This window comes from Bacillus silvicola (genome assembly GCF_050524305.1).
GTDB lineage: Bacteria > Bacillota > Bacilli > Bacillales > Bacillaceae_G > Bacillus_A > Bacillus_A cereus_AT.
This window is the reverse complement of record NZ_JBNGVC010000020.1, coordinates 1-24755: the sequence shown is the minus strand read 5'-3', so window position 1 is coordinate 24755 and position 24755 is coordinate 1. Positions and strand designations below refer to the sequence as shown.

The following is a 24755-nucleotide window of genomic DNA, read 5'->3' as shown; positions in this document are numbered from 1 at the left end:
CTTAAAATCATGGTTTGATGTCATACTTTAAGCTCCTTTCTGCATGATGGTAGATGGTACGTGTTATCTTTATAATATTTAGGTTATGCATAGGTATCAAAATGGTTATAGCGGCATCAAAATATTACATAGGGATATCCTGTATGCTCATCAACAGATAGAAAAATAATCGCTTACATTACACGCCTGGAAAATAAAACGACGACCTACTACCATAGATCGTCGCTTGTTGGAAGTTTAGGATGACTTCTGTATTTCATTCGTTTTTTATCAATACCGAAGGTTAGTCAATATCTCGACAGCGTCTTGGACAAGATGCTACAACGGATATTGCATTAATTTGATCAACAGCGATATGGGTAAAGGCTGCACAGTCATCAAAATTATCAAGATCACTTACAATCAGCGTGCAGCCATCAAATGAAACCTCTTGAAAAATAGCATTTACGGGATCTTGAAAACCAAATTGGATACGAATACAAGTTCCTGGACTTAATTTTCGTAGCAACCGAAGAACGCTATTATGTCTACAATGAAAGCGACAACCATCATCAAAATCACAGCGACGGCGACGGCGAAAACCATCATCAAAACGGCACATAGTATGGCCCCCTTTTTTTCTATCTGTACATCGTATGAAAGAATCTCGTAATTGGTATGGGTATCCGTTGAGTTCGTAAAATAGAAGAGGATGGGGAGCGTTCTACGTCTTTTTTTAAAAACATACATTATGTTGTATGACAAAAAAATGGTATGCAAGGATTGGCAATAAAATAAAGATGTATAGGATGTAGTATGTTTCATGAAATAAAGAAGGGAAATCGAAAACATTATTAGAATATTTTGTATGAGAAATGCATGACCCCTAACTTGTGTGTCATGTTTCTTTTGTTGAAATAGAAGAAATGATGCAAGACAAACCCTTCCGGTTTCTGACAAAAAAATAGGCTTGTTGTAAAGCTTGTAACACGAACTCTTTTGTCATTGTACGATTTTGATTGGTTTTTTTTACTTTGAATTGTTAATTTCATACATGATCATGTACAGGATCATAGTGTTTCGAGTTGGTGGTTGCTTTATATGTTTTTACATCTGATGATTGTAATCCTTATTTTCTCATAATAAACGCTATTACCTCATAAGAGATACGAAGAATGACCAAATATTGATACCTCCATCTCACTCGTAAATGACTTATGAGATAGAGGTATCAATATTTCTGCCGAATACCAAAAGGCAAGGAAGTGTTCGGTAACATGCTATCTACAAATATAAGAATCTCATAAAACTAGATACTCTTGGGTTTGTAGGTACATCCCATCCCTAAAAACCTAACTGAATCATACAAGGAGGCGAGGATATTGAAAGCAGGGCAGTACGGTAGAGAGTATGAAATGATGCAAACTGGAAAACATCATCCACTTCCATTGGAAGGCATGAACCAGTCCGCAGCAACCATAGATAATACGGAACAAGTCCAATCGAGCGTGTCATTTTGTTCAATCGTACAGGTGCCAAATGGCTTTGTGTACGTACCGAACGGTACTCGAAAACTCGCATATAGCCTGTCTGGCTTAGCTACTGTAAAAGAAACCTCTCAGAAAACCATTACAGTAGACAATTGCGGACCGGTGGATGTGACACTGAATCTTTTGAAAGTGGTGGGAAGCATCGCATATATAGTCAATGCACAAGTGCAGGGAGAGTGCGGGGAGAAACAGGGTGCTTCTTCAGGACGTGATAATCAAATTGAGATGAGTCATACGGGGCATATTCCAGTGAATACGGTACTGAAGTTTAGTGTAGCAGATCTTCCAGATTATCAAATAGAAGAAAAAAATGTCATAATTTCAGCATTTGACGTCACGCCGGTGCAAGAGCAAGAAAATCAGTTTCTTCGTTTTACAGGAATATTGAATTTTCAGAATGTTCCGAAGTAGAGTTCATGTTAGAAACTTACAGAATGAGGAAATGATTACCGTACATATGATATGTCATTATCTTGAAACCAGTCCTGATTTTTCATTTCTTTCATTTTAAATCTGTATGTAGTGCAAAAGAAGAACAAATATGGAAGAGTATATGGAAGGATGCAGATGAAATCGAATCAGCCTTCTTGATGGGAAGGCGAGAGAAGGATTGGGGGATTATGAATGAATCAAATGGATCATAACAATGAATATGAAGTCATGGATAGTGGTAGCATGTATCGCCAGCCAAGGTATCCACTTGCGAATGCATCAGGTTCTGAACTGCAAAATATGGGGTATAAAGAGTGGATGGAGATGTGTCCAGATGTAAAACGAGAAATTCTCGGACAGATAGGAATCCGCCCCTATCAGATAGATGAATGGGAGGCTGTTGGAAAGACACTAACGATAGTTACGGGGACAATTGCTGCAATCGCAGGTGTGGCTTCAGCTTCGTTTCCACCATTAATAGTTGTAGCGGGCGTATTCGCAATTATTTCTTTGCTTCTAGATGTGTTGTGGCCGGACTCTGATCCTGCATCTGCGGATTCGCAAAGCACATGGTATGAGTTCATGGATGCTGCAGAAGTGATGGTAGGTAAGAAAATTTCAGAAGTGGTAAAAAGTAGAGCCGATGTTCAATTAAGAATTGTACAGTCACGAATTCAAGATTATCAACAGGCAGCCTGTAATTTCCAAAAATACCCCAATGATGCAAGGTATCAGGAGTTAATAAGGGATGCATTTGATGATGCTGAAGATGCATTGAAAGACGCCATAAAACTCTTTAGTGAACCAAGGTATGAACTCCTACTGTTATTCAATTATATGCAGGCAGCCAATCTTCATTTGCTTTTGTTAAAGGATGTTGTAAGATTTGGAGAAAGCTGGGGATTCCCACAGCAAAGAGTGGATCAATATTATACGAACACGGGTGTAGGTAACCCAGGCATGGTACAATTAATAGTACAATATACAAACTATTCTATGAATCAGTATGAGAGAGGGATAAGGGATAAGGAAGAAGAAACAAAGGGGTCGTTCCACTATCAGGAGGAGTATTTTACGTATCGTACAAATATGACTATGTTGGTGTTAGATCTTGTAGCGCTATGGCCAACATATGATCCATACAGGTATCCGTTAGCTACAGAAGTACAACTCACGCGAAAAGTATTTTCAGCTTGTATTGGCGTTCCAGCGGGGAATTTTGACAAATGGCCTATCGAAATGGGTATGACATGGGATAGCGCTCCTACGCTATTTCGGTGGTTGCAGCTGTTCACTGTTGTAGGTTATCGCAACGCCGACGTTGCTCAACACTTTGCTGGAGTAAACTCAATCTATCGGACCACCAATTCTCCTTATGATATTACGGTCGGGACTGGGAACTCCCCAAGACCTGAGGATAGGATCGAATGGAGAAGTTATGGTGGAAGGTATAACTACGTTCTCGGTAACAGGATCAGTAGTGGACGCCTAAACTACATGAGATTCTTTGATTATACTGGAGGTTCTTTCTATGCCGGATACTCCGGAAGTCCTTTGAGCTACGATACTTATTTTGGAACTCCTTGTAAGGATGTTCCTTTAGAAGCTAATGACCCTGATGTTTGCCAGCCAAATCAATGGCAGGAAAACCCAACCGGTGTTTGTTTTTCAAGCCAATATGGTACTAATAACTTGAATGCGGTTATCCCAGATGGGTACTCGTATATAAATCCCGGTAAACCATTTGCAACTAGTTTTGCTTTTGCCTGGCAATCTAATACATGCGACCCCTCAAATTACCTAAGGCGAGATAAAATTGCCCAAATCCCAGCCGTCAAGGGGAATCGACTAGGACCTAATGATTCTTACGTAATTAGGGGTCCTGGTTTTACAGGAGGAGATTTAGTAGAGCTAAGACCAGGGCTAGTAACAGGGGCAGGGGGAGTATTAGAAGTTCATCTATACAAACCTGTAGGCGTGAACTATGACATGCGATTTCGTTATACGACTGCTACATTTACTCAGTTACAAGTTGTGGTGCTAGATTCAAATCTGAACCCAATAAGAACCTTGCCAACCTTCTCGATGAGCCAAACAACAAATCAGGAATCAAACCTCTTGCGACCTGAGTCATTTTTGTACACGTACACTGAGCGCCTAACCTTAAATCAGCTCGAGAGCATAACGCTCAGAATCACAAACATTGGAACGGGGAAGGTTGTTCTCGACAAAATTGAATTCCTTCCAGTTGGAACAGGGGTGGAAGTGTATGAAGCAGAGAACAGTTTAAACAAAGTACGGAAGACAGTGGGTGCCTTGTTTACGAATGATGCGAAAAATGCGCTGGAATTGAATATCACGGAGTACCAGGTAGATCAGGCCGCAAGACTCGTAGAGTGTATGTCTGATGAGATGTATCCAAAAGAAAAAATGTGTTTACTCGATCAGGTGAAATGTGCGAAGCGACTCAGTCAAGCACGCAATTTGTTAAATGCTGGCGATTTTGAATCTTCCGAATCGTTCGGAGAGAATGCGTGGAAAACAAGTAGTCAGGTAGTTCTTGCATCCGACAATCCACTCTTTAAAGGCCGTTATCTCCATATGTCAGGTGCGAATTATTCCCCGTTTCATGATCAGGTATTCCCGACATATGCGTATCAAAAGATAGAGGAAGCGAAGTTAAAACCATATACACGATATATGGTACGAGGATTTATTGGAAATAGTAAAGATTTAGAAGTGTTTGCCGTAAGGTATGATAAAGAAGTGCACAAAAATATGAACGTACCAAATGATAGTATACTAACCAATCCATGTACGGGAGAATACCCATTAAAACAAGGTTCCTATCCTGTGATGATAAACCAGGTCATCCCGCAAAACATGTCCTGTGGTCCATGTGAAGATGGCTCACAGATGATGATGCAACAAACCAGTATGGTATGTGCAGATCCACATGAATGGGAGTGTCACATTGATACAGGTGAGCTTGATATCAATCAGAATCTGGGCATATGGGTTGGCTTTAAAATTGGAACGACAGATGGCCTAGCGACACTAGATAATATAGAAGTAATCGAAGAAGGTCCGTTAACGGGAGAAGCATTAACTCGTATGAAAAAACGAGAATACAAATGGAAACAAAAGTGGAACGAGAAATACATGAAAATCGAAAAGGCTGTGCAAGTCGCACAACGTGCGATTCAAGGCTTATTCACACATGCAGATCAAAGCCAATTGCAAGCCTCCGTCACATTACAGCATATTATAGACGCGGAGAAATGGGTACAAAACATTCCGTATGTGTATCATCCATTCTTAGTCGGAGCTTTACCAACCGTACCAGGAGAAGCCTATGATATCTTCCAACAACTGTCCGGTGCCGTTGCGAAAGCACGGGTGTTATATGAACAACGTAACGTGCTAAGAAATGGAGACTTCAATGCAGGACTATCGAACTGGCAGGGAACTGAGGGGACGCAGGTACAACAGATAGGGAATACATCTGTGCTCGTCATCTCAGATTGGAGTACAAACGTTTCCCAACAAGTATGTGTCCATCCTGAACATGGCTATGTGTTACGTGTCACAGCGAAAAAAGAAGGTTCAGGGGAAGGCTATGTGAAAATCAGTGATGGTACGGAAGAAAATACAGAAACACTGAAATTTATAGCGGGAGAAAGTGCAACAAGTTTGGTACCACCGATGACGCCGTCTCGTGAATCCTATTATGAGCAAGACATGACGAACTACCCAGCAGAACAAAGTGGATCGCAGACATATGCAAACGGGAATCAAATGAATTACCAATCAGAGAGTTTTGGAATCAATCCGTACGGTGATGAGGATATGATGAACGATCCAGCATCTTATGCGGGAACAGATTGTGGATGTGGCTGCAGTAAAAAGGCATCGATGAGTTATCCACCTAACAACTATGAAATGAATGCCTATGCAGGTAACACAAGCGGGGCCAATCCTACCGGATCAAGTTGTGGATGTGGTTGCCATAGAAAAGTATACACAAGTGAAGATAACATGACTACGTACGCTTCCGAATCCCTGTCTGGTTATATCACGAAAACAGTTGAAATCTTCCCAGAAACGAATCTTGTTTGCATTGAAATCGGAGAAACAGCGGGAACATTCCTAGTGGAAAGTATTGAATTGATTCGAATGGGTTGCGAATGATCGAATAAGTAGCAGACTCCCTGAAGTAGTAGGGAGCCTGTTTTTTATGATATACATCTTAAAATCATTTTGATGTGCTGAAATACGGATTCTTTTTATGGAGGGTTCTTACAATTCATAGCGCTATATTATCCTGTATGCTGAGTAACAGACAGAACAATAATTGCCTGCATTACACGCTGGGAAAATAAAACGACGACCTACTGCTATAGATCGTCGTTCGTTGGAAGTTTAGGATTCCGCCTGCATTTCATTCGTTTTTTATCCATACAGAAGGTTAGTCAATATCTCGACAGCGTCTTGGACAAGAAGCTACAACGGATATCGCGTTAATTTGATCAACAGCGATATAGGTAAAAGCTGCACAGTCATCAAAATCATCAAGATTACTTACAATCAGCGTGCAGCCATCAAATGAAACCTCTTGAAAAATAGCATTTACGGGATTTTGAAAACCAAATTGGATGCGAATACAAGTTCCTGGACTTAATTTTCGTAGCAAACGACGAATATGATTATGTCTACAATCAAAGCGACGACGGCGAAAATCGTCATCAAAATCATGATCAAAACGGCACATAGTATGGCCCCCTTTTTTCCTTTTTCTATCTGTACATCGTATGACAGAACTTCGTAATTGATATGGGTATACGTTGAGTTCATAAAATAGAAGAGGATAGGAAGCGTTCTACTTATTTTAAAAAATCCCCCATTTAATGATAGGTCAATAAAATAGATATAGAAAAAAAACAAGTCTGCAGCTATTTTAGAAGACGCAGAACAGGTGAATCCTCATATTTCTTTCTGTTGTAGCATAAACATGCCAGATGGAAAGAAAAAAGTGATGTATGGTTTATCTCAGCTATCAAAAGGAAGTCAATTTCTTCGATTGATAGAAACGCTAACTTTTTAGCATAGCCCTCTTATCCCACTATATTGGTATGGGATAAGAGGGCTAAAACTGAAATGGAGGATTGTCGATGAATCAAAAATGTAATCATAATGAATATGAGACACTGGATAGTGATAGCATGCCTTGTCAGCTGAGGTATCCACTTGCGAATGTACCAGGTTCTGAGTTGCAAAACATGAATGATCAAAATGTGATGAACATGAGTGTTGGAAGGGCCTACAATATAGCGCAACAGGCAAATGTAAATGAGGCTGTCTCTACAGCGTTAAGTGTTACTGAAGCTACTCTTTCAAACACCGGAACAGCTCGTAGTAGTGTAGCACTTGCAGCGAAAGGTATTGCTGCCATTTTTAAAATCCTCTGGAAACAACGTAAACAACAAACGCAATGGCGACAATTCATGGATGCAGTAGAATACCTTATAGATAAAAATATTACAATTGCCGTACGAAGCAAAGCTATTTCAGAATTAGAAGGTGTAGAAGCTACCCTGGAGTTATATCAGGAGGCAGCCCAGGATTGGAATCAAAATCCTAGTAATGCAGCTACTCAAGCACGGGTACTTTCACAATTCCGTATTACGAATTCGTTTATGGAGTATGCTATGCCCTCATTTCGAGTGCTGGATTTTGAGGTTCCTTTACTAACCGTGTATGCACAAGCAGCTAATTTACATTTGCTCTTATTACAAGATGCAGTTAACTTCGGAAAGGACTGGGGGATGACCCCGGCAGAAGTTGTGGATTTTAATACTAGGTTTCGAAGACGTACAGCAGATTACACGGATTATTGTGTGAATACCTATAAGGTAGGTTTAGACAAAGCCGTCGCCTTAAAACCGAATATAAAAGACTATAATAAATATCCATATTTAAAAGGGTATACCACTAGTGGATCTACGACTGATTTTTACATTCCCGTGATTCATTGGAATCTTATGAATGATTTTCGAAGAGACGTGACTCTTATGGCATTAGACTTGGTAGCAATATGGCCAACATATGATATAGAAAAATATACAAACCCCAATGGTGTGAATATTCAATTATCAAGGGAGGTCTATTCAACAGCGTACGGTAAAGTTGAAAATAAATCGCAAAATTGGGAAGTTATCGAACGTAATTTTGTGCGGTCACCTCATCTCGTTACGTGGCTAACAAACTTAGCCTTTTATATGTCATCAAATCCTGGCTATTTTGATTTGGAGCAATATGCAGGGATAAAGAGCAGGCTGTCTCTCACAGGCAGTAATTCCACCTGGGAGGAAGGGCTGTCACCTGTTCAGGCATATTCTTCGATCCAGAACGTTACATCTAATGACATTGGTGGCCTGAGAATAACAACTAATGAAGTCACGTGTGCATTTGATTTTAAGAATCCTATAGGTGCAAGGATTAAGGCTTTTGGAAAATGTTATGAGTCGTCCTTCGGGGGGCAGTATGCGTATGTACATGAGGCAAGTATATCTCCTCCTTCCAGTTCTTATCCAGCCACGCATCGCCTATCCTATGGAAATGCAATGGAATCTAAACTTGCAAGTGGCACTAAGGGGTTAAAGTGTGTAGGATTATTTGGATTTGGCTGGTTGCATAACAGCTTAACACCAGAAAATACAATAGTATCTGATAAAACGACTCAAATTCCGGCGGTGAAAGGAAATGCCGTAGATAATGGCGCTACGGTGGTAAGAGGTCCTGGTAGTACGGGAGGGGATCTTGTAAGATTACCTGCGTATAATCAGCAATGGACACAATTGCGTGTGAAAGTAAGACCGTCCGCCACTGCACGAACAAGAGGATATAAAGTTCGAATCCGATACGCAAGTGAAGGTAATGCCAATCTATTTGTAGGGAGGTATGATGATTCTTACGGATGGCGGGAAAACGATAACTATCCGGTTGAACGAACGTTTTCCGGAAGTATGACATATAGCGCTTTCACTTACTTGGATACCTTCAATTTTTCCGCAAATGAAGAAGAATTTAAAATAGAGCTACGTTGTAATAGTGGTGGCCCTATCTATATTGATAAAATTGAATTTATTCCAGAACCAGAACCACCAACGCCAGAACTACCAGTAACTCCTGGTATCTATCAAATCGTGACAGCTTTAAATAATAGTAGTGTTGTAGATATGGATCCAAGCACTAAGAATGTTCACTTATGGCAAAATGGTAATGCTGCTAACCAAAAATGGAGGTTCGTTTATGATTCGGGTCAAGGAGCGTATCAAATTAAAAATATAGCGGATGAAAATTTAGTATTAACTTGGCAGCGGTCGGAAGGAGATAATGTGAGAGCAGTCTCTAATGCAAACCGTCCAGAGCAGTATTGGATCATTCAACAGAGCGTTGTAGATACAGAATATGTTTTTTTACAAAATAAGTCTAATCAAACTAGAGTATTAGATGTAAGTGGTTCTGGTACTGCAAATGGAACAAATATTGGAGTATACACTAATAACGGCACCACAAATAAAAAATTCAAACTTACTAGGTTGAGTTAAAACGATGTAGTGTAATTATTTTTGGTTAAAATATACATTTAACACGCATCTTAAAGCAAAGCTCACGAAGGAGGATGTTCAATGAATTACAATGTGACAAAAGCGCGAGAGGCGGTCCATGCCTTGTTTTCGAATCCAACGACCTTACAATTGAACGTCACAGATTATCAGGTGGATCAGGTGGCAACATTAGTAGAGTGTCTATCTGATCAAATCCATCCAAAAGAAAAAATGTGTTTGCTGGATCAAGTGAAATGTGCAAAACGCTTGAGTCGGGAACGGAATCTATTAAACTATGGAGATTTTGACTCTTCAGATTGGTCTGGCGTAGATGGATGGAACATAAGTGCTCATGTATACACGATAGCGGATAATCCGATCTTTAAAGATCATTATCTCAATCTGCCAAGTGCAAATCATCCCATATTGAGTGATAAAATATTTCCAACGTATGCATATCAAAAGATAGAGGAAGCAAAGTTAAAACCATATACCCGCTACATCGTACGAGGATTTGTGGGGAATAGTACAGATTTAGAAATATTCGTCGCGAGATATGATAAAGAAGTGCATAAGAAAATGAATGTACCGAATGATATCATCCCAATCAATCCGTGTACAGGAGAATCTTTATTGCAATCAACTCCGTATCCCGTTATGTCAAGCAATAGGATGCCGCAAGACATGTGGTGTAATCCATGTGAGAATGGATATCAGACTGCAGCCGGGATGATGGTTCAACAGACAAATATGGTGTGTCAAGATCCACATGAATTTAAGTTCCCTATTGATATAGGTGAGCTCGATATGGAGCGAGATCTAGGCATCTGGGTTGGGTTTAAAGTGGGAACGACAGATGGTATGGCAACACTAGATAATATAGAAGTGGTAGAAGTAGGACCGCTAACGGGAGATACCTTAACTCGTATGCAAAAACGAGAGCCAAAATGGAAGAAAAAATGGGTAGAGAAACAAATGAAGGTTGAAAAGGCGGTACAAATCGCACGAGATGCGATGCAGACGTTATTCACAAATTCTAATCAAAATCGTTTGCAAACGGCTATCACATTACAGGATATTTTACGTGCGGAACAATTGGTGCAGAACATTCCATATGTATACAATGCATTCTTACAAGGGGATGTATCAGGAGTACCGGGTGTAGCGTATGCATATGACATGTTTCAACAACTTTCCGACGTCGTTGCGACAGCCCGGTGGTTATATGATCAGCGAAATGTGCTGATTAATGGGGGTTTCACTGCGGGATTGTCAAACTGGAATCGCACAGAAGGTGCAGACGTACAACAGATTGGAGAGGAATCTGTGCTCGTGATTTCAGACTGGAGTGCAACCATTTCGCAACAGGTGTGTGTGGAACCAGAACATAGCTATGTGTTACGTGTAACGGCAAGAAAAGAAGGATCTGGAGAAGGCTATGTGACGATTAGTGATGGTACGGAAGAAAATACAGAAACATTGAAGTTGATAGCTGGTGAAGGGGCGACAAGTCCGGCCGCATCTAATAACCGTTCTACACTTCGCGAACGCTATACTGAGCGTAATATGGTGACCTCTTATACAGAAGCATATGGAACAAATGGGTATGTTAGAAATCAAGATATGTCGAACTATCCATCAGACAATTATGGAAGAAATGCATATCCTGGCGCTACTCCTATGAATGATCAATCAGAGAGTTTTGGATTTACTCCGTACAGTGATGAAAATAGTATGATGAATGATCCATCGAACCATTACGAAATGAATGCATACCCTGGCAATATCAATATGCCAACGAATCAAGGGGCGGTGTGCAAATGCGGTTGCAATAAAAACGCATATCCGAATGAGAATATGACGATGAGCAACTATTCACCAAATCATTATGAACCCAATGTATATCTTAGCAACACAAACATGACCAATCATCAGGGAATGGGCTGTGGATGTGATGATAGCGTCGATGAATATCCGATGGTAGAAGAAAGTACCCTTGACCTTTCTGATTATGTAACGAAAACGGTGGAAATCTTCCCAGAAACGAATCGCGTGTGTATTGAGATTGGAGAGACAGCGGGAACATTTATGATAGAAAGTATAGAATTGATTCGAATGGATTGCGAATGATCCATTAGGTAGCAGGCTCCCTGAAGTAGTAGGGAGCCTGCTTGTTATGATATAAAACGTGAAACAATTTTTATGTGTAGAGAGGAAAATTGCTTCTATGGATGTTTCTTACAATTAACGACGCTCGCATTCTCGTGGAAGATCACATGGAATGGAACCCAGCGTAATTACATTAATCTTATCAACTACCAGATGCGCAAGTCCTGGAAAACAGTCAAAGTCAGATAAAATCACAAGTCCATTTTGAAAACCTTGAAATGTTCCTGTTGTTGGTGGTTGACAGTCGTATTGTATGATAATACATGTACCAGGGCTTAAGCGTCTTAAAAAATGTAGAATGCCATTTGTATAGTAACCTGCACTATAATTTTGATAAATCTCATTCTCGAGTGGTCTTTGCTCACATTGACAATGATTGTGTTCGTTTTTCATTTTATCAGGCCTCCTTATGTTTACAGTGCACTCTATGTCTGTAGAAACAATTGGGTGTATGTACCATAAAAAAAGGTAACTACTCAGCCTCCAAAAGGAGGCTGAGTAGTTACCCTTTTATTCTACATCTATACCAATCGGGCTATCTTCCACTACGATTGTATCCACCACAACATTATCTTTTACCTTGATCACCGATACATTATTTGAACCAAAATTTGCTACATAAACAAATTTTCCATCCGAAGTAATCGTGATCCCTCTTGGCTGAAGGCCAACAGGGATCGTTGTAATTACAATATTTTGTTTTATATCAATGACAGACACAGCATTCGCCCCAAAGTTTGCTACATAAGCAAACTTTCCATCTCGAGTCATAACAATCCCTCTTGGTTGAGGGTTTACAGGTATGGTGTCAACAACCATGCTTTGTTGGACATTTATGACAGACACAGTATTTGAATTACTGTTTGTTACGTAAGCAAATTGTCCGTTTGGTGTGAACATAACTTGTCTTGGCCCATCCCCAACCGCTATTGTACCAATCACCATATTCGTTTTCGTGTTAATTATAGATATATTATCGGTTCCATCATTCGGAACATATAAAAGTTGATCATTTGGTGAAACAGCGCCTAAAATAGGTCCATCCCCAACCGGAATTGTTGCAATTACCAAATTTGTCTTACTATCAATAACTGATACAGTATCTGAACCATTATTCATCACATACACACGTTTTCCGTTCGGACTAATGACAATACCAGCGGGATGATTTCCAACAGGTATGATAGTACTAACACTTTGCTGTTTTACATCTATCACGAATACATTATCTGAATCAAAATTTGCTACATAAGCAAATTTTCCATTTGGAGTAATGGCTACACCATATGGACCTGTACCAACAGATAGATTGTTTATTACAGTATTTGTTTTGGTATCAAATATGGTAACAGTATTTGAACCACTATTTGCAGTAAATCCTAATTTCGCCATCTGACACGCCCCTTATTTCATCTTTCTTTTTTGTTTGAATGATTACATGTTAGTATTGTTACACTCTTGGTTCTATTACAAAGTTAATTTTAAAAATTGAGTGATTCGAATAAAATTATTTTATGTGATTTTATGGAGAAGTTTCTCCACAGATAAGAAATGTTTGCACCAGAACGGATTTGACTATAGACAGGTAAAAATCAGTTTGACAGCTTATCCAAATATGTGTGTAGACAAGTACACCCTTTAAGAGATGTATACATATAATGAAATGATAAAAAATATATTATCTATCTGTTTCTATCAATGGATAAGGATAGAAATTTGATTCTATGAAAATGGAGGGAATGTGTATATGTGCAGACAATGTCATCATGATTCTCATCATAAAAGAATGTCTTCACCCATCTGTCAATTTTTGAAAACATTAACAGCGGGGGATGATGTGGATACACTCATTATTGGTGGACATGATAAAAGTGTAGATGCGTTTGTAAGTTTTGATAGAAAAACTGGAGTTGCGACATTTGTTCGAAATAATGGTACGGTATTTGTCGTAGGTTGTGATCAAATCGATGCAATTCTGATTGATGATTAGTAGAATACAATCAAAATTGGGTAAAAAAGAGACAAGCTTTTTCAAGGATGTAAGAATAGAACCATTCTGACTGAAATCAGTAAGAGAATGGCTACTTTATTACTACTAAGTAGGTAAGTCAAGCACGTTCTGATTTTATGCTTTGTGTTTATTATGATGAAATCATAATATGTATGGGTTACACAAAAGGAATACAGTTTTATCATGTCTTTTGATAGAAAAAAGCTGAGTAGTTACTTTTTTTCTATCAAAAAATGTACACTCATTATGAAAAAAAGACGAAATCTGTTCTATGTCCCTTTTGAAACTATGTATGTGTGGATTCATATGTTATAATGAGAAAAATTTCGTTTCGTTTGACGAAATCCCTAGAAAGTATCGTGGAAATCCCCTAACAAATAAGTTAGGGGATTTTTTTGTGAAGAGGCGCAAAGTTATTTATATATATAATCAATATAGAGCGTTGACAGAATATGAAAAGGAGCGCATATTCTGAGTCAGCAATTTCATAACAATGGGAATAAAATAGAGGAGAGATGCCCCCCCCCCTTTTTTTTGTAAAGAAGTCACCGTTTCAAAATGTATACGTTTTGAAACGGGGCTTTCTTTACCGCTTTTACACTTCATAATAATAACAAAATGAATTTTGAAACATGTCATGTGCATGGTACAGAATATGACATGAAAATATGATACATTTATCCTATAACATCTCAAATTCTAGCATACAGGTTCAAAGATAGATAGGAGGAATTTATATGAGGAGATTTTTTTATATAAGAGTTAGTAGTAAAGGTCAATCGATAGAAAGACAGTTGGCAGCGGCATCAGAACTTGAAATTAGTGAAGAATATATATGTATAGATAGAGCAAGTGGAAAAGACTTTAAGCGCCCTGAATATCAACTGATGAAACGTATGCTGAGAAAGGGCGATATTTTATATATACAATCATTAGATCGATTAGGTAGAAATAAGCAAATGATTTTAGCTGAATGGCAAGAATTGAGTCAAGAAAAACAAATTGATATCGTTGTCTTAGATATGCCCCTTCTCAACACAATGAGATATAAAGATTTGAATGGAATTGAAAACCTTATTTCAGACTTAATTTTACAATTATTAAGTTATATGGCTGAAGATGAACGAAAAAGAACACGGGAACAGCAAAAAAAAGGAATTGAAGTGGCTATGCAAAAAGGTATTACATTTGGTAGAAAGAAAATTGAAATTGATCATACATTTATATCCGTATATCAAGAATGGAAACAGCACAAGATTACGGCAGTAGAAGCGATGAAACGAGTAGGAATGAAAAATAATACATTTTATAGAAGAGTAAAAGAATACGAAGCTAGTCTGTAATAAACTTTCTTATTCTAGTTTTTCGTGGTTTAGTGGAGATAAGGGTACAGTTTTTAACATTTTAATTTTGAAAGAATGAAACGGTTTGTACGTGAGTTTACTTGTATAATACTGAAAATTAAGACAATTTATATTTTATCATCTGAAAAATCATGCAAAGAATATTTGTGGTTTGCAAATAGGTACAATCATTCTTTCAGAAAAACGGATATCTGTATGCATTTATTTTTGAATATGTATGATTTTTGTAACACCCTCAATGGATTGCTTTGCATGTATGTATAAAGTGTTCATTTTTAATCAGTTATAAAAGAGGAAAAACGACATCCTTTAAAAAAAATATATATAAACCTGTACGAAGGAGTGATGCCGTTGAAACATTTTAAAGGAATTTTAGACAAAGGAGCGATACCTATCGGTCAATCCGATAAATTAGGAAAACCTTTACGTCAATTTGATAAAATACAATACGAAAATGAGATGTATCTCATTATTTGGCATCCCATCTATAACGAATTTGTCGGTTCTCATGAAACAGGAAATTGGATTTCTTATACTGATTTACATAAATCTATTTGGATAAAAAATTTAAAAGAATCTTTTATGACTACAAGATAAAAAGGCTCTAACAACTTAGTTAGTTAAGTCCCGTTTAAGAATGTAAAATAGCCTAACATATCATGCAGCTTTTAAAAAAATGCATGGGTAAGACAACAGGATTACATATTTGAATCTCAAACATATGTGAAAGATTCAATCGTGACATATATAGAACAGAGAGATACCCCTATTTTATTCGTTTAGGGGTATCTTATTTTCAGTAGTATAATAGAGATAGTACTACACTTTTATTTTTCTGTTTTTAAGGGACCTCCGAAGTTTTCTAACAGAGAAGTTGCTTCTTCTAATTTAAATTGCAATAACATTTCTTTTTTAATGACTGTTTTGAGTGTATCCGTTACACTTTCATTGACTGCTAATAATTGATCAACAGAAAGGCTCCCAGCGGTGAAACCTGCTACAACCGCTTGGATTTTTTCTCCTTCGGCATTGATGACATGAGCCAATCCAAGTTCTTCCAAACCAATAGAAGCTAAAATAATAGCTACAGCTTGTTCAACTGTAATATCCAGACCCTCTGGAATCGTAGGCATACTCATACATATCACTTCCTATTCTCAACTTACTTATGAGCAGTGTATGATACATCGCCTCAATGGTGCGTAAAATGAAAAAAATATGAAATGTTATGAGGGATAAAAAAGAGATGAACACACAATAGATAGTGATTTTATCCGTATCAATGGGGCTGTTCCAACTCGTAAAGTTTGCTTTCCAACATTTAAATGAAGTAATGGAGCATTACTCAAAGGCATCACTTTGGATAGGAATAAAGTAATATTCTCTCATATCCACACAATAATATATTTTTTAATCAGAATAAACAGTAAAAAGAATTCACTTTTGTTTTTGGGTGTGAGGCAAAAGGCTGGGGTGAAGCGAAGCAAGGGGCTAGCCCCTCCTCGTGTCATAAAAATGACGTATAAGCATCTATTCATGAACAGGAGATTGAAGCGGTTCGGCAGGTACAATGGATAGTCTAAGTCGTGCGACCTCAATCTATGTTTTTGGTCTGTTCGGCTTGGCGACACACCATCACCTGCCGAATTTCAGTATACAATGGAGGAGAGGTGGAGATTTTTTGAATGATCTTCTCAAAAAATACGACCGGTCCATTGTATACTGAAAAGCTTGTACAGGAAGAACAGCTCGTATTTTCCTAGAAAATAAAATACGCCCCATACATGAGGCGTATTTAAGAAACCGTTTTCGAAATGTTGTCGTACTTAGTGTAACATATGTTTTTGATATGGATATGTGAGAAATAAAAATAATGAAAAAAGATGAACCTGGAGGGGAACAAAATAGTTATCACATCTAGGAATAACCAAAAGGTCTCCGAAACCGGTGTTTTGTATCGTGTTTTCCATTTGAATAGATTCAGTTAAAGGATGCTGTGTTGATGGAAAGAGACATCTGTTTATAAATGGAAAAAATAAAACATGACTCGTGGGATGCGAGTCATGTTCAGGAGATAACGAAATGATACGTCTAGTATACTATTTTCATTTTAGTTGGGAAATCAATGAAAATCGGAATGATTTTACAAATATTGAGGGGATATACAAAAAAATGTTTTTCTCTCTAGAGAAACATTCCAAGCGATTATTTGGATACACAGGTGATATCATTTGAGAAAAATAGATAGCATGCAAATACATATTTCGCAATACGTGTTCATACAAACATGGAGAAGAACAAACATGTAATCCTTACATGAATAAGGAATGTCACGAAGGAAATATTTCACTTCTGTTCCTATTCTCTATCTACCTATACCGTTTGAAGTAATTGTATGCAATCTAATCGTTGTAACTGTCAATATCGTTGGTTACAACGACGCTCCCATCTACATTCACGAACCCAACGACAGTTAGGAGGATACGGTCGAGGACGGTGATACAGTTGTTGTTGATCATAAGTAGGGTTTGATTCATATACTTGTTGTCTAGCGTTTACATTTGATCCAGGTTGATAAACCAATGGAATCTCTCCTTTTATCCAAAATGGAAATGTTTATATTGTTCGTCACAAAAGTATGATATGCGGAAAGAACCATTCGATATAAGCAGATGCCTAAAAAACAAGCCTGTTTTTAGGTGTTTGCACTAGACAAGGGTTTAGGTGGAATCATTTAAGGTATTAGTTCTACATGTGATGTAGAAAAGACTTCCTCTCTCCTTGAAAAAGTTTTCTTTTTTTGATCAAATAGAAAAAACGGTTGACCAGATAGATTTCTCTCTGTAAGAGAAGAAAATAGATTCTCACCTACCAGAAACATACGAGCCATCACTTCATTTTAAAAGATAGGTAGAAACAGACCATAATCCAAAGCATGTCCTACAAAAAAAAGAAAGGCGAGGATCATGGTCCATCTTCTATTTGAAAAAGGGGGCTCAGATTCTCATCTCGAGAGTAATTGCGTTTTCCAATCCCCCGATCTTATCCCTTGCCTGTTGTTTCAAACTAAAGCGTTTGCGTCAATTCTGAATGTAAAACTCTTTGTGCAGAAATAATCGTCCCCACACTTCTTCCATAAACAGAATAGATGCCGCCATTTTGATTCGGAACAATTTCAACCTCATATTGGGCTGCTTGTCCTAAGTTAGGGTGAACCAAGCTTAGCGTGATAAAATCAGAAGCATTTGCCGGTACAGCAAAAGAAACTTGTTGAATTAATAGTCTTGTCCCATTCAAACGAAAAGACCGAACAATCCCAGTGAGTGGACTTCCGGTGCGATTCAGAATTTTGACTCTCGCATTATTTGCATTCGCCGGTTGATTGCCCTGATTTTCAATCGGTCCAGTAGTAAAAGGCATGTCACATACACCTCCTATTCAACGAAAAAATAAATCCCTCATGCAGAAAAAACATCAGTCATAAATCAGATTCCTATTTCTCAATAGAAAAGGAATGAAAGCGAGGATTTGAAATCCTACAATCGCGAGTCAAAAATGGTACACATTTTTTCCAAAACTTGATAACAGAACCATTGTTACTAGCAAAAATTTGTTCCACCTATCTGATAATGCCCTTTCAAAGGACCGGATGCAGAAATGGCAAGTTTCGTTGTATCACATAATCCTATATTAAACAAGTAAGGAACGCGAGTAATCACATAAGGAAATGTGTCTGTACTACCATCTTGCCTTGTGGCCTTAAAGGTAACGGTAGAACCTAATTCTGCGACTTCGAGGGATAATATGACGTGTATACCTGTTGCAGTACCATCTGTTTCGTATAAAGGATAATCAATCAATGTCTCACCTGCCGGAAGATTAAAATCGATTCTCGGCCCGAGTGGATTCGTTCCTTCTCTCACACGAAAGTGAAATTTCTTCATAGCAAACACCTACCTTCCTATCGTATATTCCATATATTATATGCCACCCATGCACATATGGTATAGGTACCAATGGAAAGAGCACGTCCTTTTATAAATCCCGTTCTAACCTATTGCTGACCACATATAATTATTTTGTATGTTTTTTCATGAAAATAGAGAGAAAAGAACAAAAAAAGAATGATTTCGACAAAGGGAGAAGCAAACGAATCGGGAATAGTACAGAATGAGGAAATGATTACCGTACATATGATATTCTATTATCTTGAAACCAGTCCTGATTTTTCATTTTTTCTTATTTTAAATCTGTGTGTATGGCAAACAAGAACATGGAATGCTGTAGATAAAACTAATCCGTTCTTCTTTTTATGAGAAGGCAAGAGAAAGATAGGAGGATTGTTGATGAATCAAAATTATTATAACAATGAATATGAATTCATGAATAGTGGTGACGTGTATCAGCAGCCAAGATATCCTTATGCGCAGGCACCAGGATCTGAAGTGCAAAATATGAATTATAAAGATTGGATGGATAGGTGTGCACGAGGGGAATCCGGAGATGTATTTTCTACAGCTGCCCTTAAAGGGGCGATTGTTACGTCTTCAGGTATTGCGTGGGCTCTTCTTGGGCTTATTCCAGGTGCAGGTCCTATACTATCCGCAGTTGCAGGCGTAATAAATGTAGCCGTTCCATATATATGGCCAGACCAGGAAAGCGATACGCCCCCTAGTCAAGCAACACAATATAAGTGGAGCGAACTAATGAATGCTGCTCAGGAACTTACTGACACAGCAATTGAGACAGAAGTGAAAAATAGGGTTCTTCAAGAATTAGTAGGGCTTCAAAGGACTACAAAATTATATCAAGATGCTGCTTGCGATTGGAGCCAAAGCCCAGATGATCCAGAACTTAAAGAAACTGTTAGAACACAGTTCCTTGCTTCAAATACGATATATTATGATAGAATGCCTATTTTTCAACAACAAGGTTTTCAAGCAGAATTATTATCTTCATTTACTGAAGCCGCTAATTTGCATTTACTTTTGTTAAGAGACGCGGTTAAATATGGGTTAGCGTGGGGGCTAGACCAGGTAACAGTTAATCGATATTATCGATACCTAAAAGAAAATACAGCAAGTTACACAGCATATTGTATTTCGACATTTAACAACGAATTAGCGAGACTAAGTACAGGAACTCAGGGAGCTGCTTCATGGAATAATTATAATAAGTATCGTACGGGTATGACAATTATGTCATTAGATATTGTAGCATTATGGCCAACATTTGATCCAATTTTATATCCACTACCAGTCTATTCACAACTTACACGTGAAGTATACACACAGGCATGTGGAAGGTTGGACGATAGCCCTTCGATGCAGACGATTGAATCTGGGTTAGTTAGGCCGCCGCATCTGTTTACCTGGTTGAGAAGCTTTATATTCGGAGTCGATACGACATCGGATAGTCGGTCTACGTTCCTTACTCGTTATAAATTAGGTTTTAGCTATATTTCTTCTAAAGGTTTCATAAATGGAGAACCAGGAGAAGCTGAATTGATGGAAACCTCATGGATTGGACCTAGACCTGGAAATACCACCAATCAGGGAACTCCTGATTGGGCCAATATATATAATACACATGTGAATCCAGGTTTCACTAATAATTCTTTTTCTCCTGAAAATTTAAACACACTTACTTTTCGGGGGCGCCATGAGGTCTCGCACTTGGGCTTTTATTCTTTGATTGGTGGTCAGTCGGAGTATGGTGGGCGTTACACAAGTCAGGTAGGATTCCCTTGTATTAATCCTACCCAATGTGACACTTCAAGATCTTGTTTGGATACATGTAAACCTAGCAGTACACCAAATATAGGTAGTGTTTGTGAGGATGTAATATTATATAGTGAACGGTTGTCATGGCTGGCCGCATTCAGAAGTGAACGACTATTTGGCACTAATGCTCTTGATACTATTATCTATGCATGGACACACGCTAGTGCGAAAGCATATAACATTATAGATAAAAATTACGTTAGTCAAATTCCAGTGGTGAAGGCATCTGGTGGTAGCGGATATAGCGTAATCAAGGGGCCAGGTAGTACAGGAGGAGATCTCGTTAGCTTGGCACCGAATGCTCGAATTGAGGTGCCGCTGTCCCCGCAATTCGAAATGTTCCCAATAGAAACTAAACCTTGTCGTATGAGAATGCGTTATGCATGTAAATTACAAACGAGGGTAAAAATTGGTATCTTTAGAAATGACGAGTGGGTAGTACAGGAGGAGGATATCGTTGTACCATCTACCCCATATTCTGGTGAACAAGCTGCGTTAACTTATAATGCATTTGGATATGTAAATCTTACATCCTTTAATCTTACATTCCCAAGTAATGAACTAATATATATTGAGAGAATAGATTCAAATGATGCAGATCCTCTCATCATCGACAAAATCGAATTCATTCCAATTGAGGGTTCTGTTGAAGTTTTTGAAGCGAAAGAAGATTTAGCAAAAGCGTGGAAGGCAGTGAACGCCTTGTTTACAAATGATGGGAAGCATACACTACAGTTGAATATCACGGATTATCAGATTGATCAGGCCGCAAGATTGGTAGAGTATATGTCTGATAAGATGTATCCAAAAGAAAAAATGTGCTTACTCGATCATGTGAAATGTGCGAAACAACTGAGTCGCGCTCGTAATTTATTATACTACGGTGATTTTGAATCTTCTGATTGGTCTGGTGAGAATGGCTGGAACACAAGCACTCATGTGTCCGTGGCATCCGACAATCCAATCTTTAAAGGACGCTGTCTGAAGCTACCTGGTGCCAATCAGCCGCAATTTAGTGACCAGATATTCCCGACATATGCGTATCAAAAGATCGACGAATCGCGATTAAAACCGTATACACGCTATAGGGTTCGCGGATCTATTGGGAACAGTAAAGGGTTAGAAGTATTCGCCACACGATATGAGAAAGAAGTACACAAACACATGAACGTACCAAATGATATAAAACCAACGAACCCATGTACGGGAGAATATCCATTGGAACAAGGTTCCTATCCTGTGGTGATAAACCAAGTTATCCCGCAAAACATGTCCTGTGGTCCATGTGAAGATGGCTCACAGATGATGATGCAACAAACAAGTATGGTATGTGCAGATCCACATGAATGGGAGTGTCACATTGATACAGGTGAGCTTGATATCAATCAGAATCTGGGCATATGGGTTGGCTTTAAAATTGGAACGACAGATGGCCTAGCGACACTAGATAATATAGAGGTAATCGAAGAAGGTCCGTTAACGGGAGAAGCATTAACTCGTATGAAAAAACGAGAATACAAATGGAAACAAAAGTGGAACGAGAAATACATGAAAATCGAAAAGGCTGTGCAAGTCGCACAACGTGCGATTCAAGGCTTATTCACACATGCAGATCAAAGCCAATTGCAAGCCTCCGTCACATTACAGCATATTATAGACGCGGAGAAATGGGTACAAAACATTCCGTATGTGTATCATCCATTCTTAGTCGGAGCTTTACCAACCGTACCAGGAGAAGCCTATGATATCTTCCAACAACTGTCCGGTGCCGTTGCGAAAGCACGGGTGTTATATGAACAACGTAACGTGCTAAGAAATGGAGACTTCAATGCAGGACTATCGAACTGGCAGGGAACTGAGGGGACGCAGGTACAACAGATAGGGAATACATCTGTGCTCGTCATCTCAGATTGGAGTACAAACGTTTCCCAACAAGTATGTGTCCATCCTGAACATGGCTATGTGTTACGTGTCACAGCGAAAAAAGAAGGTTCAGGGGAAGGCTATGTGAAAATCAGTGATGGTACGGAAGAAAATACAGAAACACTGAAATTTATAGCGGGAGAAAGTGCAACAAGTTTGGTACCACCGATGACGCCGTCTCGTGAATCCTATTATGAGCAAGATATGACGAACTATCCAGCAGAACCAAGAGGACAACAGACATATGCAACTGGTAATCCTATGAATTACCAATCAGAGAGTTTTGGAATCAATCCGTACGGTGATGAGGATATGATGAACGATCCAGCACCTTATGCGGGAACAGATTGTGGATGTGGCTGCAGTAAAAAGGAATCGATGAGTTATCCACCTAACAACTATGAAATGAATGCCTATGCAGGTAACACAAGCGGGGCTAATCCTACCGGATCAAGTTGTGGATGTGGTTGCCATAGAAAAGTATACACAAGTGAAGATAACATGACTACGTACGTTTCTGAATCTCTGTCTGGTTATATCACGAAAACCGTTGAAATCTTCCCAGAAACGAATCGTGTCTGCATTGAAATCGGAGAAACAGCGGGAACATTCCTAGTGGAAAGTATTGAATTGATTCGAATGGGTTGCGAATGATCGAATAAGTAGCAGGCTCCCTGAAGTAGTAGGGAGCCTGTTTTTTTATGATATACATGTTAAAATCATTTTGATGTACCGAGATACGGATTCCTTCTATGGATAGTTCTTACAATTAGTAGCGTTCACATTCTCTTGGAAGATCACAAGGAAGAGAGCCAAGGGTAATCACGTTAATCTTATCAACTACAAGATGCGCCAGTCCTGGGAAACAGTCAAAATCAGATAAAATCACGAGTCCATGTTGGAATCCTTGGAATGTAGCCGCAACAGGCGGTTGACAGTCATATTGTATGACAATACATGTACCTGGGCTTAATCTTCTTAAAAAGCGTAAAATGCCATTTGTATAGTAACCTGCATTACAATCTTGATAATTTTCATTCTCGATAGGTCTTTGTTCATATTGACAATGATTGTGTGCCATTTTTATCAGGCCTCCTTTTGTTTACAGTGTACCTTATGTATGGAGGAACAATTGGGTGTATGTACCGTAAAAAATCTGGTGTAAAAAAGAAAAAAATATAGATTTCTCACGTTAAGATCTTTTCATCTAATCATGAAGTGCTGATCGTAGCCTTTCAGGTGAGCGAATAAGAGAACGAACAAACCATTTGTTTTTAGATTACACAATGAGGCAAGGGGAAAAACCTGCTTTATCTAATTAGCAGGTAAAGGTTGGCGGAGTGTGTTGCGAACTTCTCCAGAGTGAGCTGAATTCCAGAGAAGTTTTGGGGAGGGAGCGGACTAGTGGCACATTTGAAGGAGAGACAGTTCGAATAAGGTATGATTTTAATAGCTTCCCTGTACTTGTCGTTTTTCTTTACGCTATCGAGGAGTATTTGAAATATGGAAAGAACGTGGCATATCGATTCATCCAACGACCATTATGCGTTAGGTCCATCCATATAAATCTAAGTCAAATTAACGAATTTACCTTCATTTGAAGAAAACCACTGACTCGTGGCGTACTGATGAAACCTATATTAAAGTGAAAGAAAAATAGATGTATTTGTATCACGCTGTGGATGCCGAAGAAATCCCGATTGATTTTTATGTGAGGAGAAATAGAAAAGTGAAATCTGTATGAGTTGAATTAAAAGATTACAATCGAATGCATAATCGATCGATCACTTTTTCAGGTGTGCGATTTAATTCCTGAATAAAAGCCTGTACATTTTTTTGAATTTCATAAATCGATGAATAAAAAACATTATGAATGATGTCTGATTTGAGCCATTTCCATACCCCTTCAATTAAATTTAAATCGGGACTGTAGG

Annotated in this window: 19 protein-coding genes; 10 read left to right on the top strand and 9 right to left on the bottom strand. The window is 38.5% G+C overall.

Annotated features, from left to right (window positions below):
- Positions 1-283 precede the first annotated feature (283 nt).
- Complete coding sequence (locus tag ACP6L7_RS35090; RefSeq protein WP_430529166.1) at positions 284-601, bottom strand: hypothetical protein; 318 nt, start codon at positions 599-601, stop codon at positions 284-286.
- A gap of 760 nt (positions 602-1361) precedes the next feature.
- On the opposite strand from ACP6L7_RS35090, the gene ACP6L7_RS35085 reads away from it, so the two are divergent.
- The 3 genes from ACP6L7_RS35085 to ACP6L7_RS35075 all read left to right on the top strand — a co-directional run bounded on the left by ACP6L7_RS35085 (position 1362) and on the right by ACP6L7_RS35075 (position 6152).
- Complete coding sequence (locus ACP6L7_RS35085) at positions 1362-1940, top strand: hypothetical protein (protein WP_430529756.1); 579 nt, start codon at positions 1362-1364, stop codon at positions 1938-1940.
- Positions 1941-2002: 62 nt separating this feature from the next.
- The gene (locus ACP6L7_RS35080; protein WP_430529755.1) at positions 2003-2173 is read left to right on the top strand and encodes a hypothetical protein; all 171 of its coding nucleotides are present in this window, start codon (positions 2003-2005) and stop codon (positions 2171-2173) included.
- Complete coding sequence (locus tag ACP6L7_RS35075; protein ID WP_430529754.1) at positions 2154-6152, top strand: insecticidal delta-endotoxin Cry8Ea1 family protein; 3999 nt, start codon at positions 2154-2156, stop codon at positions 6150-6152. The genes ACP6L7_RS35080 and ACP6L7_RS35075 overlap by 20 nt, the downstream gene beginning before the upstream one ends.
- A 277-nt stretch (positions 6153-6429) precedes the next feature.
- Here ACP6L7_RS35075 and ACP6L7_RS35070 read toward each other — a convergent pair whose 3' ends face one another.
- Positions 6430-6732: a hypothetical protein gene (locus ACP6L7_RS35070; protein ID WP_430529753.1), complete on the bottom strand. Its 303-nt coding sequence runs from the start codon at positions 6730-6732 to the stop codon at positions 6430-6432.
- Between the two features lie 400 nt (positions 6733-7132).
- On the opposite strand from ACP6L7_RS35070, the gene ACP6L7_RS35065 reads away from it, so the two are divergent.
- Both ACP6L7_RS35065 and ACP6L7_RS35060 read left to right on the top strand, forming a co-directional pair.
- Complete coding sequence (locus tag ACP6L7_RS35065; protein WP_430529752.1) at positions 7133-9571, top strand: insecticidal delta-endotoxin Cry8Ea1 family protein; 2439 nt, start codon at positions 7133-7135, stop codon at positions 9569-9571.
- A gap of 81 nt (positions 9572-9652) precedes the next feature.
- Positions 9653-11701 carry a hypothetical protein gene (locus ACP6L7_RS35060; protein ID WP_430529751.1) on the top strand — a complete coding sequence of 683 codons (2049 nt, stop codon included), beginning with the start codon at positions 9653-9655 and terminating at the stop codon, positions 11699-11701.
- Positions 11702-11815: 114 nt separating this feature from the next.
- On the opposite strand, the gene ACP6L7_RS35055 is transcribed toward ACP6L7_RS35060, so the two are convergent.
- Together ACP6L7_RS35055 and ACP6L7_RS35050 are read right to left on the bottom strand one after the other, a co-directional pair.
- A complete protein-coding gene (locus ACP6L7_RS35055; protein WP_430529162.1) occupies positions 11816-12133 on the bottom strand; it encodes a hypothetical protein in 318 nt (105 codons plus the stop codon).
- 117 nt (positions 12134-12250) lie between these two features.
- On the bottom strand, positions 12251-13132 hold the full coding sequence (locus tag ACP6L7_RS35050; RefSeq protein ID WP_430529161.1) for a beta-propeller fold lactonase family protein: 882 nt from the start codon (positions 13130-13132) through the stop codon (positions 12251-12253).
- A 355-nt stretch (positions 13133-13487) separates the two neighbouring features.
- Between ACP6L7_RS35050 and ACP6L7_RS35045 the strand changes: the two genes are divergently transcribed.
- The 3 genes from ACP6L7_RS35045 to ACP6L7_RS35035 all read left to right on the top strand — a co-directional run bounded on the left by ACP6L7_RS35045 (position 13488) and on the right by ACP6L7_RS35035 (position 15712).
- A complete protein-coding gene (locus ACP6L7_RS35045) occupies positions 13488-13730 on the top strand; it encodes a hypothetical protein (protein WP_430529160.1) in 243 nt (80 codons plus the stop codon).
- Between the two features lie 758 nt (positions 13731-14488).
- Positions 14489-15094 (top strand): recombinase family protein, encoded by a 606-nt coding sequence (locus ACP6L7_RS35040; protein ID WP_430529159.1) that lies wholly within the window; start codon positions 14489-14491, stop codon positions 15092-15094.
- 366 nt (positions 15095-15460) lie between these two features.
- Positions 15461-15712: a hypothetical protein gene (locus tag ACP6L7_RS35035; protein WP_430529839.1), complete on the top strand. Its 252-nt coding sequence runs from the start codon at positions 15461-15463 to the stop codon at positions 15710-15712.
- A 230-nt stretch (positions 15713-15942) separates the two neighbouring features.
- Here the strand turns inward: ACP6L7_RS35035 and ACP6L7_RS35030 are convergent, their stop codons facing one another.
- The gene (locus ACP6L7_RS35030) at positions 15943-16254 is read right to left on the bottom strand and encodes an alpha-helical endospore appendage domain-containing protein (RefSeq protein WP_430529838.1); all 312 of its coding nucleotides are present in this window, start codon (positions 16252-16254) and stop codon (positions 15943-15945) included.
- A 943-nt stretch (positions 16255-17197) separates the two neighbouring features.
- On the opposite strand from ACP6L7_RS35030, the gene ACP6L7_RS35025 reads away from it, so the two are divergent.
- Entirely contained in the window at positions 17198-17350 is a 153-nt protein-coding gene (locus tag ACP6L7_RS35025) for a hypothetical protein (RefSeq protein ID WP_430529837.1), read from the top strand.
- Positions 17351-17533: 183 nt separating this feature from the next.
- On the opposite strand, the gene ACP6L7_RS35020 is transcribed toward ACP6L7_RS35025, so the two are convergent.
- The 3 genes from ACP6L7_RS35020 to ACP6L7_RS35010 form a co-directional block, all read right to left on the bottom strand.
- Positions 17534-17698, bottom strand: coding sequence for a hypothetical protein (locus tag ACP6L7_RS35020; protein ID WP_430529836.1), 165 nt, complete (start codon positions 17696-17698; stop codon positions 17534-17536).
- 483 nt (positions 17699-18181) lie between these two features.
- Complete coding sequence (locus ACP6L7_RS35015; RefSeq protein WP_430529835.1) at positions 18182-18535, bottom strand: ATPase; 354 nt, start codon at positions 18533-18535, stop codon at positions 18182-18184.
- 179 nt (positions 18536-18714) lie between these two features.
- Positions 18715-19059, bottom strand: a complete 345-nt coding sequence (locus ACP6L7_RS35010) for a hypothetical protein (RefSeq protein WP_430529834.1) — start codon at positions 19057-19059, stop codon at positions 18715-18717.
- Between the two features lie 402 nt (positions 19060-19461).
- Here ACP6L7_RS35010 and ACP6L7_RS35005 point away from each other — a divergent pair, with 402 nt between their 5' ends.
- Positions 19462-23475 carry an insecticidal delta-endotoxin Cry8Ea1 family protein gene (locus ACP6L7_RS35005; protein WP_430529833.1) on the top strand — a complete coding sequence of 1338 codons (4014 nt, stop codon included), beginning with the start codon at positions 19462-19464 and terminating at the stop codon, positions 23473-23475.
- Positions 23476-23590: 115 nt separating this feature from the next.
- Here the strand turns inward: ACP6L7_RS35005 and ACP6L7_RS35000 are convergent, their stop codons facing one another.
- On the bottom strand, positions 23591-23902 hold the full coding sequence (locus ACP6L7_RS35000) for a hypothetical protein (RefSeq protein WP_430529832.1): 312 nt from the start codon (positions 23900-23902) through the stop codon (positions 23591-23593).
- Positions 23903-24755: the final 853 nt, after the last annotated feature.